The 18,798-nt window shown below is 58.7% G+C and carries 15 protein-coding genes; 1 reads left to right on the top strand and 14 read right to left on the bottom strand.

Going from position 1 to position 18,798, the window contains the following annotated elements; genetic code table 11:
- Window positions 1–6: 6 nt before the first annotated feature.
- A complete protein-coding gene (ilvD, locus tag ACZOF8_RS03730; protein WP_022488184.1) occupies window positions 7–1,674 on the top strand; it encodes a dihydroxy-acid dehydratase in 1,668 nt (555 codons plus the stop codon).
- 64 nt (window positions 1,675–1,738) lie between these two features.
- Here the strand turns inward: ilvD and ACZOF8_RS03725 are convergent, their stop codons facing one another.
- From ACZOF8_RS03725 to ACZOF8_RS03660, 14 genes are all read right to left on the bottom strand, one after another.
- On the bottom strand, window positions 1,739–3,085 hold the full coding sequence (locus ACZOF8_RS03725; RefSeq protein WP_487426562.1) for an MATE family efflux transporter: 1,347 nt from the start codon (window positions 3,083–3,085) through the stop codon (window positions 1,739–1,741).
- Window positions 3,086–3,140: 55 nt separating this feature from the next.
- Entirely contained in the window at window positions 3,141–5,129 is a 1,989-nt protein-coding gene (lysS, locus tag ACZOF8_RS03720; RefSeq protein WP_022488186.1) for a lysine--tRNA ligase, read from the bottom strand.
- Between the two features lie 26 nt (window positions 5,130–5,155).
- Window positions 5,156–5,674 (bottom strand): transcription elongation factor GreA, encoded by a 519-nt coding sequence (greA, locus tag ACZOF8_RS03715; RefSeq protein WP_022488187.1) that lies wholly within the window; start codon window positions 5,672–5,674, stop codon window positions 5,156–5,158.
- 203 nt (window positions 5,675–5,877) lie between these two features.
- Entirely contained in the window at window positions 5,878–7,002 is a 1,125-nt protein-coding gene (locus ACZOF8_RS03710) for an SLC13 family permease (protein WP_487426561.1), read from the bottom strand.
- A 790-nt stretch (window positions 7,003–7,792) separates the two neighbouring features.
- A complete protein-coding gene (tpx, locus tag ACZOF8_RS03705) occupies window positions 7,793–8,302 on the bottom strand; it encodes a thiol peroxidase (protein ID WP_154487340.1) in 510 nt (169 codons plus the stop codon).
- 644 nt (window positions 8,303–8,946) lie between these two features.
- Window positions 8,947–10,578 (bottom strand): chaperonin GroEL, encoded by a 1,632-nt coding sequence (groL, locus tag ACZOF8_RS03700; protein ID WP_022487043.1) that lies wholly within the window; start codon window positions 10,576–10,578, stop codon window positions 8,947–8,949.
- A 73-nt stretch (window positions 10,579–10,651) separates the two neighbouring features.
- Complete coding sequence (groES, locus tag ACZOF8_RS03695) at window positions 10,652–10,942, bottom strand: co-chaperone GroES (RefSeq protein WP_022487044.1); 291 nt, start codon at window positions 10,940–10,942, stop codon at window positions 10,652–10,654.
- 124 nt (window positions 10,943–11,066) lie between these two features.
- Window positions 11,067–11,327, bottom strand: coding sequence for a cysteine-rich small domain-containing protein (locus tag ACZOF8_RS03690; protein WP_154487342.1), 261 nt, complete (start codon window positions 11,325–11,327; stop codon window positions 11,067–11,069).
- Entirely contained in the window at window positions 11,324–12,178 is an 855-nt protein-coding gene (gene rsmA / locus ACZOF8_RS03685) for a 16S rRNA (adenine(1518)-N(6)/adenine(1519)-N(6))-dimethyltransferase RsmA (protein ID WP_154487344.1), read from the bottom strand. Before rsmA ends, ACZOF8_RS03690 begins: the two co-directional genes overlap by 4 nt.
- Before the next feature lies 1 nt (window position 12,179).
- Window positions 12,180–12,725: a ribonuclease M5 gene (gene rnmV, locus ACZOF8_RS03680; protein ID WP_022487047.1), complete on the bottom strand. Its 546-nt coding sequence runs from the start codon at window positions 12,723–12,725 to the stop codon at window positions 12,180–12,182.
- A gap of 16 nt (window positions 12,726–12,741) precedes the next feature.
- Window positions 12,742–13,731, bottom strand: a complete 990-nt coding sequence (locus tag ACZOF8_RS03675) for a resuscitation-promoting factor (RefSeq protein ID WP_022487048.1) — start codon at window positions 13,729–13,731, stop codon at window positions 12,742–12,744.
- Between the two features lie 135 nt (window positions 13,732–13,866).
- Entirely contained in the window at window positions 13,867–14,652 is a 786-nt protein-coding gene (locus ACZOF8_RS03670; protein WP_022487049.1) for a TatD family hydrolase, read from the bottom strand.
- 1 nt (window position 14,653) lies between these two features.
- Window positions 14,654–16,606, bottom strand: coding sequence for a methionine--tRNA ligase (metG, locus tag ACZOF8_RS03665; RefSeq protein WP_154487346.1), 1,953 nt, complete (start codon window positions 16,604–16,606; stop codon window positions 14,654–14,656).
- A 389-nt stretch (window positions 16,607–16,995) separates the two neighbouring features.
- Window positions 16,996–18,798, bottom strand: coding sequence for a DUF2357 domain-containing protein (locus ACZOF8_RS03660; RefSeq protein ID WP_154487348.1), 1,803 nt, complete (start codon window positions 18,796–18,798; stop codon window positions 16,996–16,998).

The following is an 18,798-nucleotide window of genomic DNA, read 5'->3' as shown; positions in this document are numbered from 1 at the left end:
AATACTATGAGAAGTACAACAGTGAAAAAAGGTTCCACCCGGGCGGCCCACCGCTCTCTGTTCTATGCCATGGGATATACGGAAGATGAATTGAAAAAGCCGCTCATCGGCATCTGCAATGCCCAGAATGAAATCATTCCCGGCCATATGGATCTGGACCGGATCGCCAAGGCCGTTAAATATGGTGTGCTGGAAAACGGCGGCACCCCCATTGAATTCCCTGCCATCGGTATCTGCGACGGGATCGCCATGGGCCATGACGGGATGAAATACCCGCTGGCCAGCCGGGAGCTGGTGGCGGACAGCATCGAAGCGGTGGCCAACGGCCATGCCTTTGACGCCCTGGTGCTGATCCCCAACTGCGACAAGATCGTTCCCGGGATGCTCATGGCCGCTGCCCGGCTGAACATCCCTACGGTGGTGGTCAGCGGGGGCCCCATGCTCCCGGGCCGGTACCAGGGGAAGGACATCAGCGTCAGCACCGTGTTCGAAGCCGCCGGCCGGTTTGAAGCCGGGAAAATCAGCAAACAGGAACTGTCTGCCATCGAACACTGCGCCTGCCCGGGCTGCGGCTCCTGTGCCGGGCTCTTTACCGCCAACACCATGAACTCCCTGACGGAAGTGCTGGGCATGGGCCTGCCGGGCAACGGCACCATCCCTGCCGCCTACCAGGGTGCCCGGATCGCCTTGGCCAAACAGGCCGGGAAACAGGTAATGGAAATGCTGGCCAAGAACATCCGGCCCCGGGACATCATGACCGCCAAGGCCTTCAAGAACGCCATTACCGTGGACATGGCCATGGGGGGCTCCACCAATACCTGCCTCCACCTGCCGGCCATTGCCCATGAAGCCGGGGTGGACCTGACCCTGGAAGAATTCGACGAAATCAGCAAGAAGACCCCCTACCTGACCAAGCTAAGCCCAGGTGGCACCTTCCACATGGTGGATGTGGAAGAAGCCGGGGGCATCCGGGCAGTGATGAACGAACTGGCCAAGCACGGACTCATTGAAAAGGACTGCCTCACCGTCACCGGCAAGACCGTAGGCCAGAACATCAAGGGCGCCAAGATCCTCCGTCCGGAAGTGATCCACACGGTGAAGGACCCCATCCGGAAAACCGGGGGCATCGCCGTGCTGAAAGGGAACATCGCCCAGGACTGCTCTGTGGTGAAGGAAAGCGCCGTGGCTCCGGAAATGCTGAAACATTCCGGTCCCGCCCGGGTGTTCAACTCCGAAGACGAAGCCATCGAAGCCATTGTGGGCAAGAAGATCAACCCGGGTGATGTGGTGGTGATCCGCTACGAAGGGCCCAAGGGCGGCCCGGGGATGCGGGAAATGCTGAACCCCACCGCCGTGATCACCGGCATGGGCCTGGGGAAATCCGTGGCGCTCCTCACTGACGGCCGGTTCTCCGGAGCCACCCAGGGGGCCTGCATCGGCCACATCTCCCCGGAAGCCCGGGAAGGGGGCAATATCGCCCTGATCGAAGAAGGGGACATCATCGACATCGATATCCCCAACCGGACCCTGAACGTGCGGGTCAGCGACGAAGAGCTGGCCAAACGGAAGGAAAACTGGGTGTGCCCGGAACCCAAGGTGAAGAAGGGCTACCTGGCCCGGTACGCTTCCCTGGTGTCCTCCGCAGCACAGGGAGCGGTGCTGAAGTATAATTGAGGATAAAAAAAGGCTGGCGCCTGCGGCGCCAGTCTTTTTTTCCACGATTGGGGTGTGAATCTTTTCACACCCCCTTTTTTCTCTTCATATCCTTCATCACCCACTGCCAGGCACACCAGGCGAACAGGCCGGCGGTCAGCCAAGCCATGGGGTCGCAGGCGGCGGAGATGGCGTAGCTGTGGGTGTGCATGCCCAGAAGGGCCGTGCCGCCCCGGGCGGCCAGTTCCACCACCCCGCACAGGGTGGGCGCCAGGGCGTACCCCACCCCCTGCATGGCATTCCGGTAAATGAAGATGCTGCTCAGGGGCAGGTAGAACCACATGGCAATGTCTCCATAGGTTTGGGCCCAGGGCATAAGGGCCGCCGGGTCCGTATCCCCGGAAAAGAAGAAGCCCATGAGCCAGGGCAGCAGATAGTGGAGCACCACCGCCGCCAGCACCGAATACAGGGCCATCACCCGGAGGGATTTCTTCACCCCCAGGCGGATCCGTTCCAGGTCTCCCCGGCCGAAATTCTGGCCTGCATAGGTGGCCATGGTCTGGCCCATGGACAGACACCCCTGGGTCAGCAGCATGGATACCTTGGAAGCCGCCGTATAAGCCGCGGCAGCGGTGGAACCGAACAGGTTGATGGCAGACTGGGCAATCATGATTCCGGAGGCGGTGATGGAAAACTGAAGAGCCATGGGCACCCCCATCCGGAGCTGTTCCCGGGTCTCATACCGGTACAGTCCCCAGTCCTGTTTCTCAGGCACCAGTACCGGCACTTTTTTCAGGATGTACACCAGGCACAGGAGCACGGAGAGCCCCTGGCTCACCACCGTGGCCAGGGCCGCCCCGGCTACTCCCATGCCAAACTGGATGATCAGCAGCAGATCCAGCCCCACATTGAGGCAGGCGGAAAACACCAGGAAGAACAACGGGGCTTTGCTGTTCCCCACGGACCGGAGGAACACGGAAGCCATGTTGTAGAATACGTTGGTGAAAAGCCCCTGGAAAATGATGGTGATGTAAGTCCGGGCATCGTTCCAGATATCCGCCGGCGTGTTCAACAGTTCCAGGAGCCAGGGCACGGCGGCGGTGCTCAAAAGTGTCATGGCTCCGGAAAGGAGCAGCGCCAGAAGGGTGCCGTTGGCTACGCTCCGGCGGACCCCGGCCTCATCCCTGGCCCCAAACCGCTGGGAGGTGAGGATGCCGAAACCGGCGGTGATCCCCAGGGCAAAGCCCAGGACCAGGAACATCAGGGTGCCGGTGGAGCCTACGGCCGCCAGAGCCCCGGCCCCCACATACCGGCCTACGATGATCATATCCGCCATGTTGTACAGCTGCTGGAACACGTTGCCCACGAACATGGGGAAAAGGAATTCCAGGATCAGGGGAAGGATGGGTCCCCGGGTCATGTCTTTTTGCATGGTTGTCACACCTCATAGAAAAAAGGGGCTGTTGCTCACGCAACAGCCCTTTTTATCAGCACAATTTCGCGCCGGCGGGGATATGGGGATCCAGCATCAGGAGATGGAGTTTCCGTTCTTCCCCTTCCATATGTTCCGCGCTGAGCAGCATCCCGCAGGATTCGATGCCCATCATCTTCCGGGGCGGCAGGTTCACAATGGCCACACAGGTCTTGCCGATCAGGTCTTCCGGATCGTAGTAGGCCTTGATGCCGCTGAGGATGGTCCGGTCGGTGCCGGTGCCGTCGTCCAGGGTGAACTGGAGCAGCTTCTTGCTCTTGGGCACGGCGAAGCAGTCCTTCACCTTCACCACCCGGAAATCGCAGTCTGCAAACTTGTCGAAATCCACATAGTCGGTGAAGAGCGGTTCGATGGTCACGTTGGAGAAGTCGATCTTTTCCGGTGCCACCGTTTCGAAAGCCGGAGCTGCAGCAGTTTCGGCTGCCACAGGAGCGGCGGCAGGGGCCTTGGCTGCTTCGTTCTTCCCACCGTCCAGAGGCTTCATGGTGGGGAACAGCAGCACGTCACGGATGGACACAGCCCCCGTCAGGAACATTACCAGGCGGTCGATGCCAATGCCCAGGCCCCCTGTAGGAGGCAGGCCGTGCATCAGGGCGTTGATGAAGTCTTCGTCCATCATCCCGGCTTCGTCATCCCCGGCATTCCGTTCTTCCACTTGTTTTTCGAACCGTTCCTTCTGGTCCAGAGGATCGTTCAGTTCGGTGAAGCCGTTGCACAGTTCCCGGCCGAAGATGTACCCTTCGAAACGGTCGGTGATGTCCGGATCCGCCACACTGCTCTTGGCCAGAGGAGAGATTTCCTTGGGATGGCCGGTGATGAAAATGGGCTGGATCAGGTTCTTTTCCACGAATTCATCGAAGAAGGCGTTGATGATCTTGCCCACGCCCCAGGCGGGTTCCACAGCCACACCGGCTTCTTTGGCCAGCTGCCGGGCCACTTCCACGTCCTTGACGCCGGTGAAGTCCTTGCCGCTGTATTTCTTCACAGCGTCGATCATGGACATCCGGGGCCAGGGCCCGGTCAGGTCGATTTCCGTGCCTTCATACTGGATCTTCAGGGTCCCCAGGACCTTTTCCGCACAGGTGGTGACGATCTTTTCCGTCAGGTCCATCATGGTGTTGAAATCCCCGAAGGCTTCATAACATTCCAGGGTGGTGAATTCCGGGTTGTGTTTGATGTCCATCCCTTCGTTCCGGAACACCCGGCCCAGTTCGTACACCCGTTCCAGGCCCCCTACCACCAGACGCTTCAGGTTCAGTTCCGTGGCGATCCGGAGATACAGGTCGATGTCCAGGGCATTGTGATGGGTAATGAAGGGCCGTGCGGTGGCGCCCCCGGAGATGGTGTTCAGCACAGGGGTTTCCACTTCCAGATACCCCTGGTCGTCCAGCACCTGCCGAATGCACTTGATGATCTGGGTCCGTTTCACGAACACATCCCGGACTTCCGGGTTCACGATCAGATCCACATACCGCTGACGGTAGCGGATTTCCTTATCTTTCAGCCCATGCCATTTTTCCGGCAGGGGTTTCAGGGCCTTGGAGAGGAATTCCAGTTTCTGGACCCGGATGGAGGGTTCCCCCATATGGGTCTTGAACACGGTGCCTTCCACCCCTACGATATCCCCGATATCCAGCAGTTTCACCACGCTGTAGGCTTCTTCGCCCAGTTCGTCCTTCCGGACATACAGCTGGATCTTGCCGGTCTTGTCCTGGAGATCCATGAAACAGGTCTTGCCGTGGCCCCGGATGGCCAGGAGACGGCCGGCCACTTTCACTACAGTGCCGGCAGCTTCCATGGCATCCACCTGGTCATGGACTTCTTTGGTGTGATGGGTCCACTGATAGGCATGGCCAAAGGGCAGGATGCCCTTTTCTTCCAGTTTGTGCATTTTATCCAGACGGACCTGCATCTGTTCATTGACGTCTTCGTCCGCCAGTGCTTCCTTCTCTACGTCCGGTTGGTTCTTCTTTTCGTCGGACATGAAAACCCTCCTGATTCTTTGCGAAATTATTTTGCGTCCTTGGCGGCAGCCTTTTTGGCAGCGCCGGGACGGCTTACGGCTACAATCTTGTAGTCCAGTTCACCGATGGGGGTGGTGACCTTCACCACGGAACCCACCTTCTGGCCCAGGATGGCTTTGCCCACCGGGGATTCATTGGAGATCCGGGGCGGTTCGGCCATAGGGTCGGCTTCGGTGGTCCCTACCACGGTGTATTCTTCCTGATCATGGGTTTCCATGTCTTCGATCTTCACCTTGCAGCCCAGGGAAACCACGTTTTTGGTAATGTCGGAATCCTTGATGATCTTGGCATTCCGGATCATGTTTTCCAGGGTCAGGATCCGGCCTTCCACAAAGGCCTGTTCGTTTTTGGCATCGTCATATTCGGAGTTTTCGCTGATGTCCCCGTAAGAAATGGCAACCTTCAGCCGTTCGGCCACCTGCTGCCGTTTCTCGGAACGGAGATAATCCAGTTCGTCTTCTAATTTTTTGAGACCTTCTTCGGTCAAAATTGTTTGTTCAGCCATGTTTCACGACTCCTTTATAGGCTTTTTGGCTATTACCATATCTTGTAAATTATAGAGTTTTTCCGGGGGGTTGTCAATGGGAAAGGCCCCGCCGGGGCGGGGCCGTCAATGGTCAATGGTCAATTGTCAATTGTCAATGGCCGGAGGAGGCCAAATGCGGACCCATTTGGCGTTGAAGGGATGGGCCCTCTCCGGGCGGGCCCCTACAGAACCGCTGCCATCCCCGCCAGGGGCACCAGGAAGGCCAGGTTGGCCAGGGTGAATGCCTTCAGATAATATCCCTGGAGCCAGGGGTAGCGGCGTACATAATACCCGTAGGAAATCAGGCTGGCCATGGAGGCGATCAGGGTCCCCAGGCCCCCGATGTCCGTACCCAGCACCAGGGCCCGGCCGTTGTCCGTGAACCCGGACAGCAGCACCGCCGCCGGCACGTTGCTGATCACCTGGCTGGCCAGAAGGGCCGTAAAAAATTCCCGCCCCTCCAGAAAGGAAATCAGCAGCTGCCGGAAGGCCGGGATCTGGCCCAGGTTCCCGATCAGCACAAAAAAGGCCACAAAAGTCCCCAGCAGCCGGTAATCCACCCACCGGAACCACCGGGGCCGGACGGCCAGGATCCCCAGGGTCACCGCCCCCAGGGTCACCCGCCAGTCCAGCACATGGGCCACGGTCAAAAGGCACAGACAGAACAGGAACCCCAGGAGCTTTCCGTATTTCCCGGGGCTCCCTTTCCCGGGTTCCCCCCTCCCCCGTTTTTCCAGAGGCCGGCAGGGCACCCACAGGACCACCCCCAGGGCCAGCATCCCCAGGGACACCAGGGTGTAGGGCAGCAGCAGGGCCAGGAATCCCCCCAGTTCCATCTGATAATGGAAGTACAGGTACAGGTTCTGGGGATTCCCCACCGGGGTGACCATGCTCCCCAGGTTGGCGGCCAGGGTCTGGAGGATGATGATCCGGGCTGTCTGTTTTTCCGTTGCCTGCCCGGCCAGGCTGAGGAGGGCAAAGGGGACGAAGGTGATCAGGGCCACGTCGTTGGTGACCCACATGCTGCCGAAGAAGCAGGCAAACACCAGCACCGCCCCCAATTGCCGGGTGGTGGACAGCCTTTCCAGGAGATGGTCCAGGAGCCTGTCAAAGAAGCCCGTTTCCCGCAGACCCCCGATCACCCCCATAAGGCAGAACAGAAGGGCCAGTACCGGCAGGTTAAGGGCCCCCACCAGAGCCCGGGAAGGAGGCACCGCCCCAAAGGACAGCAGGGCCCCCAGGGAGGCCAGGAAAAGGATGGTGTTGGAGCGGATCCAGGGGAGAAGCGTATGGAAGAAGAAGTTCATGGAGGTCGTCCTTTCGGTTGGGAAGGGCCCCGCCGGGGCGGGGCCGTCAATGGTCAATGGTCAATGGCCGGGGGAAGCCAAATGCGGACCCATTTGGCGTTGAAGGGATGGGCCCCCTGGGCGGCCGGGTTGGGCTTGCCTTCGGCGAGCCCCTACGGCGTTGGAGTCGGGGAGTCTTCTCCGGTCGATGGGACCAGGTCCCCCAAGTTTTGGTGCAGGAAGGAGGACGGCGCCGAGTACTGCGGCGCCTAACCCACCACCAGCCTTGCGGCTGGTCCCCAGCTACGGCATAAGCGACCTCGCTATCCGCTGAAGCGGATGCTCCCTGCTTACGCCCTTGCAAAGGGCGGATATACTTAGGCATTCAGGACCACCTCCACGACGCTCGCCCCCCCCTTGCAAAGGGCGGATAAAAACTCGGGAACTTGGTCCCTCGTTTTCTGGTACTGCAATATGCTGCGTATACTGAAAGCAACGGGCGGTCAGCCCGATCCTTTTTCCGCCCCTGCATAGGATGAATATAGATCATGCGGGATCTCCCCTGGTACTCCCAAAAGCTATGGGCGCAAGCCCGAGCGCTTATCCGCCCTTTCCAAGGGCGGGGGACCGTTGCGCCTGCGCAATGGTGGTGGGTTAGCAGCCCAACGGGCTGCGTTTCCCTTCAGGACCCTTTGCCCCCGGCAAATGGTCTCCTTTGGCGTGAGACGTTTTCCCATAAAAAGAACCCGCCCCCAAAAGGCGGGTTCTTTCCTTTGGCTGCCGACTAGTGGCTAGTGACTGTTGGCTGTTCTTACAGCATCCCCTTCACTGCAGCCAGCACTCCGTCGAAATTGATGGCATGGGTCACTTCGGGGACGTATTCCACGTAGGTCACTTTGTCGTTTTTGTCGATGACCACGACCCCCCGGGCTTCCAGCCGCAGGCCGTCCATGAGGAAGCCGTAGTTCTTCCCGAAGGAAGCGTCCCGGTGATCGGACAGGGTCACCACGTTTTCCACCCCGGCGGCGCCGCACCAGCGGGCCTGGGCAAAGGGCAGGTCCATGGAGACCGTGAGCACCACCACATCTTCGGACAGGCCGGTGACATCCTGATTGAACCAGCGGGTCTGGGCGTCGCAGACCCCGGTATCCAGGGAAGGCACCACGGAGATCACTTTGATCTTCCCTTCATAATCCTTCAGGGTCTTTTCCCCCAGTTTGTTGTCGATGAGTTTGAAATCAGGAGCCTGCTGGCCCACTTTCACTTCCGGCCCCACCAGGGCCACAGGGTCGCCGGCAAAGGTTACGGTACGTTTTTCCATATTGAAATTCCTCCTCTATATGATCAGAATGGATAGTTTGTTGGTATAGATATAGTATAGCATTTTAAGAATGATTCGTAAATAGAATTTTGTAAAAGATTGGTGGAAAGAACCCCCTACCCGCTGCCCCGGGTCCTTCCCCCCTTGCCAGGGGACACAGCCCCTTGGGCGGCCGGGTCGGGCTTGCCTACGGCGAGCCCCTACGGCGTTGGGGTCTGGGAGTCTTCTCCGGTCGTTGGGACCAGGTCCCCCAAGGGCCGGTGCAGGAAGGAGGACGGCGCCGGGTATTGCGGCGCCTAACCCACCACCAGCCTTGCGGCTGGTCCCCAGCTACGGCATAAGCGACCTCGCTATCCGCTGAAGCGGATGCTCCCTGCTTACGCCCTTGCAAAGGGCGGATATAGGCTGGGTCCATGGACCCATTGCTTATTTGAGTACAAGGGCGAAGCCCGTGTACTTGTTATCCGCCCTTTGCAAGGGCGGGGGACCGTTGCGCCTGCGCAATGGTGGTGGGTTAGCAGCCCAACGGGCTGCGTTTCCCTTCAAAACCATTTGCCCCCGGCAAATGGTCTCCTTTGACATTAGGCGCAAAAAATCCCCCTGGTTTCCCAGGGGGATTTCGTTGTGCCTGTTCAGGTCTGATCTCACATCATTCCAGGCATCCCAGCGCCCATGGCAGGGGCTGCTGCGGCGCCTTTTTCAGCCGGTTTGTCGGCTACTACGGCTTCCGTGGTCAGGATCATGGAAGCGATGGAAGCGGCGTTCTGGAGAGCACTGCGGGTTACTTTGCAGGGATCCACGATACCGGCTTTGATCATATCCACATATTCTTCGGTGGCAGCGTTGAAGCCGGTGCCTTTGGCAGCCTTCTTCACAGCTTCCACGATGACGGCGCCTTCCAGGCCGGCGTTGTTGGCGATTTGCCGTACCGGTGCTTCAATGGCCCGTCTTACAATATCGATACCGGTCTTTTCATCACCGTCAGCCTTGGCTTCCAGTTCGTCCAGAACCGGCTGTACCTGCAGCAGAGCGGTGCCGCCGCCGGCCACAATGCCTTCAGCCACAGCAGCACGGGTGGCGTTCAGGGCATCTTCGATACGGAGTTTCTTGTCTTTCAGTTCGGTTTCGGTAGCAGCACCAACCTTGATCACAGCTACGCCGCCGGACAGTTTGGCCAAGCGTTCCTGGAGTTTTTCCTTGTCGAACTGAGAGGTGGTGGCAGGGATCTGGGCCTTGATGGAGGCAATCCGGTCAGCCACAGCCTGTTTGTCGCCGCCGCCGTCAACGATGGTGGTCATGTCCTTGGTTACCCGTACCTGACCGGCAGTACCCAGGTCAGCCAGGGTAGCGCTGTCCAGTTTCCGGCCCACTTCTTCACTGATGACCGTAGCACCGGTGAGGGTGGCGATATCCTGGAGCATGGCCTTCCGGCGGTCACCGAAGCCAGGAGCCTTTACAGCCACAGCCTTGAAGGTGCCACGCAGACGGTTCACAACCAGGGTAGCCAGGGCTTCCCCTTCCACGTCTTCAGCGATGATCAGCAGTTCACGGCCCTGTTGTACAACCTTTTCCAGTACGGGCATAATGTCGTTGATCAGGGTAATCTTCCGGTCCGTAATGAATACGTACGGGTTGCTCATAACGGCTTCCATCTTGTCAGGATCCGTTACCATGTAAGGGGAGATGTACCCACGGTCGAACTGCATGCCTTTTACGGTTTCCAGGGAGGTGTCCATGGTCTTGGATTCTTCCACGGTGATTACGCCGTCGTTGCCCACTTTTTCCATGGCATCGGCGATCAGCCCGCCGATTTCTTCATCACCGGCGGAAATGGAGGCAACCTGTGCCTTTTCTTCCTTGGTGCTGACAGCCTTGGCGCTCTTCTTCAGTTCGTCAACCAGGGCATCGGTGGCTTTCTTGATCCCTTTCTTCAGGACCATGGGGTTGGCACCGGCCACCACGTTCTTCATCCCTTCATGGACGATGGACTGGGCCAGCACCGTAGCAGTGGTGGTACCGTCGCCGGCGATGTCGTTGGTCTTGGTGGCCACTTCACGGACCAGGGCGGCGCCCATGTTTTCGAACGGATCTTCCAGTTCAATATCCTTGGCAATGGTTACCCCATCGTTGGTGATGGTGGGAGAACCGAATTTCTTTTCCAGTACAACGTTCCGGCCTTTGGGCCCCAGGGTTACCTTTACGGCATCAGCCAGGGCATTGACACCCCGTTCCAAGCCACGGCGGGCATCTTCATCAAATTTAATCAGTTTAGCCATATTGATCGACTCCTTAATTCCAGATAATGTACGGTTTGGTATTTTCTACCAGATACGGGACGGAGGAAAGCTTTCAGTCTTCCACAACCGCCAGGATATCGCTGTCTCTCAGGATGATGTAGTCTTTCCCGTCCAGGGTTACATCACTGCCGGAGTATTTGGCGAATACCACCACATCCCCTGCCTTCACTTCAGAAGGGACCCGGGTGCCGTTTTCCAGGAGACGGCCGGTGCCTACGGCAACCACTTTGCCGGTCTGGGGTTTGTCTTTGTGAGCAGTATCCGGCAGGTAAATGCCGCTGCTGGTTTTTTCTTCTTGTACAATGGGTTCAACTACAACATGATCATCCAAAGGTTTTAACATCTTACGTATCCCCTTTCATTCTATGAGCAATGGGTTGTTTGCATTTTTATTAGCACTCATTTCACTGGAGTGCTAACTACAGTATCTATAATAGCATGTTTCCAAAAAAAATCAAGCCCTTTGACTATTTTTTGTCAAAAGGCTTGAAAACTTTTTTCTGCAGGGTCCGGACCACCTGGTCGTACCGGTCCGGGTCGTGGGGCAAAAGGCAGCGGCTGCAGTCTTTGTTCCCATCTCCCAGCCGGGTGAAATCCCCGCCGCAGTCCGGCACCAGGTACAGGGGGCAGTAGCAGAACAGGCAGTTGAACCGGTCCGGGTCCGCCCCTTTGTGGCAGGGAAAGAATTCGCACTGCCGGTGGGCAAAGAACTTGTACCGGCAGCTCATGGTTCCAGCAGCTTCCCGTAGGCCTGGGCCAGGCTGCCGAATTCGTCCATGGAAAGGGATTCCCCTCTCCGCTTCCCGTCGATGCCGGCCCCATCCAGCAGTTCCTTCACCTGGTCCGGGGTGATGCCCAGGGTCTTCAGGCAGTTGCTGAGCATTTTCCGCCGCTGGGAAAAGGCCGCCTTCACCACCCGGAAGAACAGCTTCGCCGGAACATCCACCGCCGGGTGCTCCCGTTTGTCGCAGACCACCACCATGGAATCCACCTTGGGGGCGGGCATAAAGTCCCGGGCGGGCACCGGGATGGCCAGCCGGGGCTGGGAATAATACTGGAGAGCCAGGGACAGAGGGCCGTAATCCTTCCCTCCCGGAGCAGCGATCATCCGCTCCGCCACTTCCTTCTGGACCATCACCACCAGCCTCTGGAGGGGCAGATCCTCTTCCAAAAGGGCGAAGATGATGGGGGTGGTGATGTAATAGGGCAGGTTGGCGGCCACCGTAAAGGGCCGGTGCTCCGTCACTTCCCCCAGGTCCACCTTCAGCACGTCCCCGGGGACGATTTCCACATTGTCATACCCTTCCAGGGTTTTGGCCAGGACGGGCAGCAGGGTCCGGTCGATCTCCACGCTTTTCACCTGGGCCCCGGTCTCCGCCAGGGCCTGGGTCAGGGTACCGATTCCCGGGCCGATTTCCAGCACCAGGTCTCCGGGGCCCACCTGGGCTTCCCGGGCGATCCCCCAGACCACCTGTTCATTGATCAAAAAGTTCTGTCCGAACTTCTTCTTGGCCCGGAGGCCAAAAGTATCGAGGATGTACCGGGTCACGTCCCGGCTGGCGATCACTGGATGCAGCATGTCATTTCCCTTCCCCGTCGATTTCCGCCAGAGCGGCCTGGAATTCCTCCCGGGTCACTCCGTAATTGTTCAGCCGATGGACCATCTGCTTGGCATTCCCGTAGCCGATGCCCAGGATGGCTCCCAGTCTGTCCCGCCGGGCCACCGCCTCCGGAGACCCTGACAGCCCGGAAACAAACAAGTCCCGAGAGGAAAATTCCTTTCGGGGCTCCATTTCCTGGAAACGGACCTTGGACAGGGCTTTCCGGATGGCCTCCGGCTGGGCCTGTTCAATGCCCACATCATGATGGGCCAGGGCCTCCGCCTTGGGCACAAAAGCCTGTCCGGCTTTGGGGAAGCGCTCCGTCAAGAATTTCCGGATCCGCTCTCCCGCGCCGTCGGGATCGGTCATGATGATGATCCCCCGTTTCCTGTAGGCTGCTTCGATCAGGGCCAGGGTATGGGGCGCCAGGGTGAATCCCCCGGTCTCGATGGTCTCAGCATCCACTGCCTTCTTCACCGCCACGGTGTCCATCTTGCCTTCTACTACCAGCACTTCTTTCAGCACGATTTTCTCCTGTCTTTTACTCCAAGAAATACACAGTCACATCCCGCCGGCCCCAGGAAATGGCATCGCCATAATCTTCCATGAACAGGTCGATGGTATTGCCGTTGATGGCGCCGCCGCAGTCCGCTGCCACAGCAAAGCCGTAGCCGGGGATGTACATTCGAGTGCCGTAGGGGATCACGTCCGGATCCACGGCCACCACCCCATGATAGGGGACTACGCCGGTGGAGGTGAGCCCTGTGCCGCTGCCTTCTGCCATGGTGTAGGCGGATGCTTCCACCGTCCGGGCAGAGCGGTAACGGACGAAACCACGGGAGGTTTCGATCATATTCAGGTTGTTCCCCGTACCCACTTCCACGATTTCAGGGACCGGTTCCGAGAGCACTTCCCGGTTCAGCTCCTGTCTTACGGTTTCGCTGCCCACCTTGATTTCCCGGTAGGTGACCTTTTCCTGCCCGTTTTGGCCGGGGGAGATCACATTCTGCCGGCCCCGGGGCAGGTTGTCATTGTTCCGCATCTCCACTTCATAGGGGATGTCCCGGGTTTCGGTGGTCAGTTTATTGGTGGGAGAAATAATGTGGATGGTCATGTCCGGGGTCACTTCCGTGTCCAGTCCCGGATAGACCTGGAATCCTTTGTAATCCACTCCCACGGCATTCAATACGTCTCGCACGGTTTTGCGTCCGATGGTGTATTCGGTGGTTCTTCCTGCTTTCCAAACTTTCACGGGCATGGCCCGGGTCACTTCGATGGTAGCTCCATCATTGAGTTTTTCCTCTTCGCCGACCAGTTCATATCCGTCGGCTTTCTGAAGAACAACACCGGCTTCTTCCAGGGCTCCCTGAACGGTCAGGGCTCTGGTCTGCAGGGTTATGGTCTGTCCGTCCACTTTGATGCTCACGGTTTTGGGCTGGGCCGCAAAGCCCACCAGGTTCACGCTGGCAGCCAGCAGCAGGCAGACAACAATCCACTTGTAGGGACGCTTAAAAGGTTGTGATTTTCGCAAAGTTTCGCCTCCTTAAAGTGCTTGCATCATACCATAAGGAGGCGATTCCTGTCAAAATTAAATTAGTACCAGGTACTAAAATTATGCACTCTGACAGGTGTAATTTGTGACGTTTTTGTAGACTGTACAGCTGTTTTACTGGTTTGTGAGACGGAAAAACAGCTTTTTCGCATTATTTGTTGAACTTTCCATGATTTTTTCCGGTGTGGTCCCCCGGAGTTCCGCCGCCCGCTCTGCCACAATGGCGGTGTACAGAGGGTTGTTCCGCTTTCCCCGGTAGGGCACAGGGGCCATGTAGGGGGAATCGGTCTCGAACAGGATCCGGTCTTCCGGCACCCGGGCCAGGATGGATCTTACCCCCCGGTCGTTCTTGAAGGTGCTGGTGCCCCCGAACCCCAGGTACCAGCCCAGGGCCAGGGCCTCTTCCGCCATGGCCCAGTCCCCGGAAAAGCAGTGGAGCACCCCCCGGACGCCTTTGCCTTCTTCCCGGATGATCCGGAGCACGTCCTCATGGGAATCCCGGTCGTGGATGATCACCGGCAGGCCGGTTTTCCGGGCCAGGTCCAGCTGGCGGATCAGAAATTCCTGCTGCAGGCCGTGGGGGGAATGTTCATCGTTGTAGTAATCCAGACCGATCTCCCCGATGGCCACCACCCGGGGATCGGCGCACCAGGCTTCGATCTGTTTCAGGTCCTCCAGGCTGCTGTGGCTGATCTCTTCCGGATGGATCCCCACTGCCGCCCACACAAAGGGGTACTGGTGGGCCAGGGCAAGGGCCGTTTGGGAGCTGGGAATGTCACAGCCGGGATCAATGATCCCGGCCATGGTCTCTCCGATGGAACGGAGCAGCTCTTCCCTGTCTTCGTCAAAATCCTCCACGTCCACATGGGCGTGGGTATCGAACAAAGGAAGCTTATGCATGTTATTTCACCTTGCTGCCGGAGGCGATCCCCGGCACTTCCGCCAGTTTCAGGTTCCCCTGGCCGTCAGACGCGGCCAGCAGCATCCCCCGGGATTCCACGCCACGGAGTTTGGCCGGCTTCAGGTTGGCGATGACGATCACGTTCTTGCCCGTCAGTTCTTCTTCCTTGTAATAGGGAGCGATGCCGGAAACGATGGTCCGGACTTCGTCCCCCACCTTCACTGCGATCTTCAGCAGCTTGTCCGCGTTGGGCATTTTTTCCGCTTTCTGGATGGTGCCCACCCGCAGGTCCAGTTTGCCGAAGTCTTCGATGGTGCACTGGTCCGGGGTCACGACCCCTTCAGCCTTTTTCTCCGCCTTCTTGTCCTTTTTGGCCGGTTTGGCTTCCTTTTTGGGTTCCGGAGCCTTGTCTTCTTCCTCTTCTTCGATCCGGGGGAAGATGGGCTGGCCCTTGGCCACCTTGGTGCCGTCAGGGAAGTTGCCCCAGGCCACGTCGTTCAGGTCGAACTGTTCCGGAGTCTCCAGGCCCAGCTGGGCGAAGATCTTGGGTGCGGTGAAGGGCATCATGGAGGAGATCAGGATGGCGATGTTCCGGACCGCGTCTGCCAGGTTGTACATCACCGCTTCCAGCCGTTTGGCCTGGGCGGGATCCTTGGCCAGGATCCAGGGGGTGGTTTCGTCGATGTACTTGTTGGCGGCCCCCACATAGGCCCAGATGGCCTTGATCCCGTCGTTGAGGGCGTATCTGTCCATGGCGGCCCGGTAGTTCTTCAGGGTTTCGGCGGCCAGGCTGCGGAACTTCTCATCGGTTTCGCTGTCCACCACGGTCTTGTGGACGATGCCCCCGTGGTATTTGTCAATCATGGAAACGGTCCGGTACTGGAGGTTCCCCAGGTCGTTGGCCAGGTCGGAGTTGAACCGTTTGATCAGGCCCTTCCGGGAATAGTTCCCGTCGCTGCCCAAGTTGATTTCCCGGAGCAGGAAATACCGGACGGCGTCAGCGCCGAATTCTTTGATGGGCTGCACCGGATCCACCACATTGCCCTTGGACTTGGACATTTTGTCCCCGTCTACCACCAGCCAGCCGTGGCCGTACACTTCCTTGGGCAGGTCGAAGCCCATGGCCATCAGCATGGCCGGCCAGATAATGGTATGGAACCGGACGATTTCCTTCCCCACCAGGTGGAGGTCCGCCGGCCAGAACCGGTTGAATTTGTCCATGTCCTGACCGAAACCGATGCCGGTGAAGTAGGCCAGCAGGGCGTCGAACCACACGTACACCACATGTTTGGGGTCAAAGGGCACCTGGATGCCCCAGTCGAAGCTGCTCCGGCTGATGCACAGGTCTTCCAGTCCCTGTTTGATGAAGTTGATCATTTCGTTCCGGCGGGAAACAGGCTGGATGAAATCCGGATGGGTCTCGATGTATTCCAGGATCCGGTCCGCATATTTGGACATCCGGAAGAAATAGCTGGATTCCTTCATCTTTTCCACAGGACGGCCGCAGTCCGGGCACACGCCCCCGGCTTCCTCCACCTGGTGTTCGGTCCAGAAAGATTCGCAGGGCACGCAGTACAGGCCTTCGTAGTCTTTTTTGTAGATGTCCCCCTGTTCCCACACCTTCTGGAGCAGGGTCTGGACGGTCTTTTCGTGTTCCGGGCTGGAAGTGCGGACGAAGGAGGTGTAGCTGACCCCCAGCATCTCCCACAGCTTCTTGAAGTCCGCCACGATCTTGTCGGTGTATTCAATGGGCTTTACCCCGAAGGATTCCGCCTTCCGCTGGATCTTCAGCCCGTGTTCGTCACTGCCGGTGATGAACTGGACATCAAAGCCGTTGGCCCGTTTGTACCGGGCGATGGTGTCGGCAATGGTGGTGCAGTAGGCATGTCCAATGTGCAGGTCGGCGCTGGGATAGTAAATGGGCGTCGTAATATAAAAAGCAGGTTTCGTCATGGTCATTCCCCTTTGTCAAATAAAAATAATGCTCTAGTATATTATCATATCACAAATGGGCGGGAGATGCACGGAAAAGGGGCTGTTGCAAGAGCAACAGCCCCTTTTTGTCAGCGGTCAATGGTCAGCGGCCGGTGGAAGCCAAACGCGGCCGGGACGGGCTCGCCTCCGGCAAGCCCCTACGCCGTTGGGGTCAAGGGATCTCCACAGAGACAAGGAAACGGGGTTGTCGGGGAATTCCGTTTCCCTGACCGTTGTTGTCGACTCCCGATTCCAACGCTGTAGGGGCGTGCCGAAGGCCCGCCCTTCCGTGGCCTCCAGTTTTATACGTTCAAAACCATTTGCCCCCGGCAAATGGTCTCCTTCGGCTGCTGACCGTTGACCGGCCCTTATCCCCTCACTTCCCGGAGCAGCTCCCGGATGTTCTCCTGCTGGTTTTCTTCGGTCACTTCTTCGGAGAAGGGAATCACGTTGGCGGCGGGGCGGATCTCTTTGACCGGCAGCTGGCAGTTGTAGAAGCTTTCCAGCTGCTGTTCTCCGTGGGTAAGGCCGTAGAGGATCTCCAGGCCCCGTACCGCCACTTCCACCGGCTGTCCCTTTTCTTCATAGGGCACCGGGCTGAGAGACAGCAGGTATTTGTAGCTCATTTCCGGCATCAGTTCCTGGAGGACTTTTTTCCGGTAGCTGTACTTGGCGTCCAGGATCAGGTAGTTCTCCCGGTTCCCCTGCTTCCACCGGAGCAGGTAATCCGGGGTGTAATAATGGCCCTCTTCCAGGGGCTTGAAGGCGTAGGTGGTGTTCCGGTACAGGTGGATGGCCCCCGGGCCCTGTTCCGGCTGGTCCGTGAGCACCGGCTGGAAGAACAGGGTCAGTTCCTCGTCCCCCCGCTCCAGCCGGTACACGTTCTGGTACCCGGAATGGTCGTACAGGTTCCGGCTGCCCAGGGTGTACACCTTCCGGCGGCATTCCTCCAGTACAAACCCTTCCTGCCGGAGCCCCTGGAGCAGCCGGGCCAGGCAGTAGATCTCGAACACGAAGGTGTTTTCGTACAAATTGAGGAGCATCCGCTCCCGGGGAAAGTGGCGGCAGGTGTTCTGGTACCACTGGTGGATGCACAGATAGATCCGGTAATACTGGGGCACCCGGAAAAAGGGCTCCGTAGGTTCCGGCATCTGGCTGGCGTCCAGCAGGGTCACCGGCAAAATCTGCCGGTAGGACACGAACATTTCCTGGAGCCGCTCCTCCACCTCATCGCACCGTTCCAGGAAGCCCTTCAGCATGTGGGCGGCGTTGGCGTAGAGCACCTGGGAGGACAGCTGGTACCCCTCCCGGTCGGCTTCCGGCAGGTCCAGCCCCTGGACCAGGGCCCGGATTTCCTTTCCCTCCTCCCCGATGTCGTAGAGCATCCGCTGGAGGAAGCTGAGGACCACCTGGTTCTCGTACACGTCCCGGCTCATTTTGTCCTGGGTCATCAGGAGTTTTTCCGGCAGGTAGTGCTTGTCCCCCACCTGGATCCCGAAAGGGGCCTCCCGGAGGTATTCCGGGTGCCGGACCAGGTACTGGAGGGTGTGGGGGCTGACAGTCTGGACCTTTTCCGTCCAGTCCACCACTTCGGCGGTTTCCAGGGTATGCCGGCAGTTGGCCTTGAAATACCCGTAGCTTTCCTCATACACCTGGAGGATCTCCTCTGCCAGGGTCAGCTGGGACAGGAAATCCTGGAACCCGTTCCGGCTGTCCGGGCCGGTGCCCTCCGGGGCTTTATCCCGCAAAAGCGGCGCCTGGTGGGCGTAGATGTATTCCACCATGGCCTTCAGGTTTTCCTGCTGCTGGGAAGGCTGGATCAGTACCGGCAGCAGATCCGTGTACCAGATCTCTCCCGGCTCCTCCCCTTTCTGGAGGGTGATTTCCAGTTCCACCAGCCCCATATGGTAGGCAAAGATATTGTAGGGAAACAGGATCATGTGCCGGCGGCTGTCCCAGAGACTGTTGAGAGGCTTCCCGTTAAGGGAGACCCCGGCCCCTGTGCAGTCCCAGTCTCCCGGCAGTTCCAGGTCGTAGTGGAGGTTTTCCCGCACCCCCTGGTGACCGGCGGCGGCCAGCACCCGTTCCGCCGAATGGGGACGGGGCTCCCGGGTCACCGGCAGGGTCAGGACTTCTCCGTTCTGTTCCCGGAGACGGATGAATTGTTCCAT

The organism is Acidaminococcus sp. (assembly GCF_057597765.1).
Note: the sequence above shows the minus strand (reverse complement) of the source record. Positions and strands in the feature narration are given on the sequence as shown.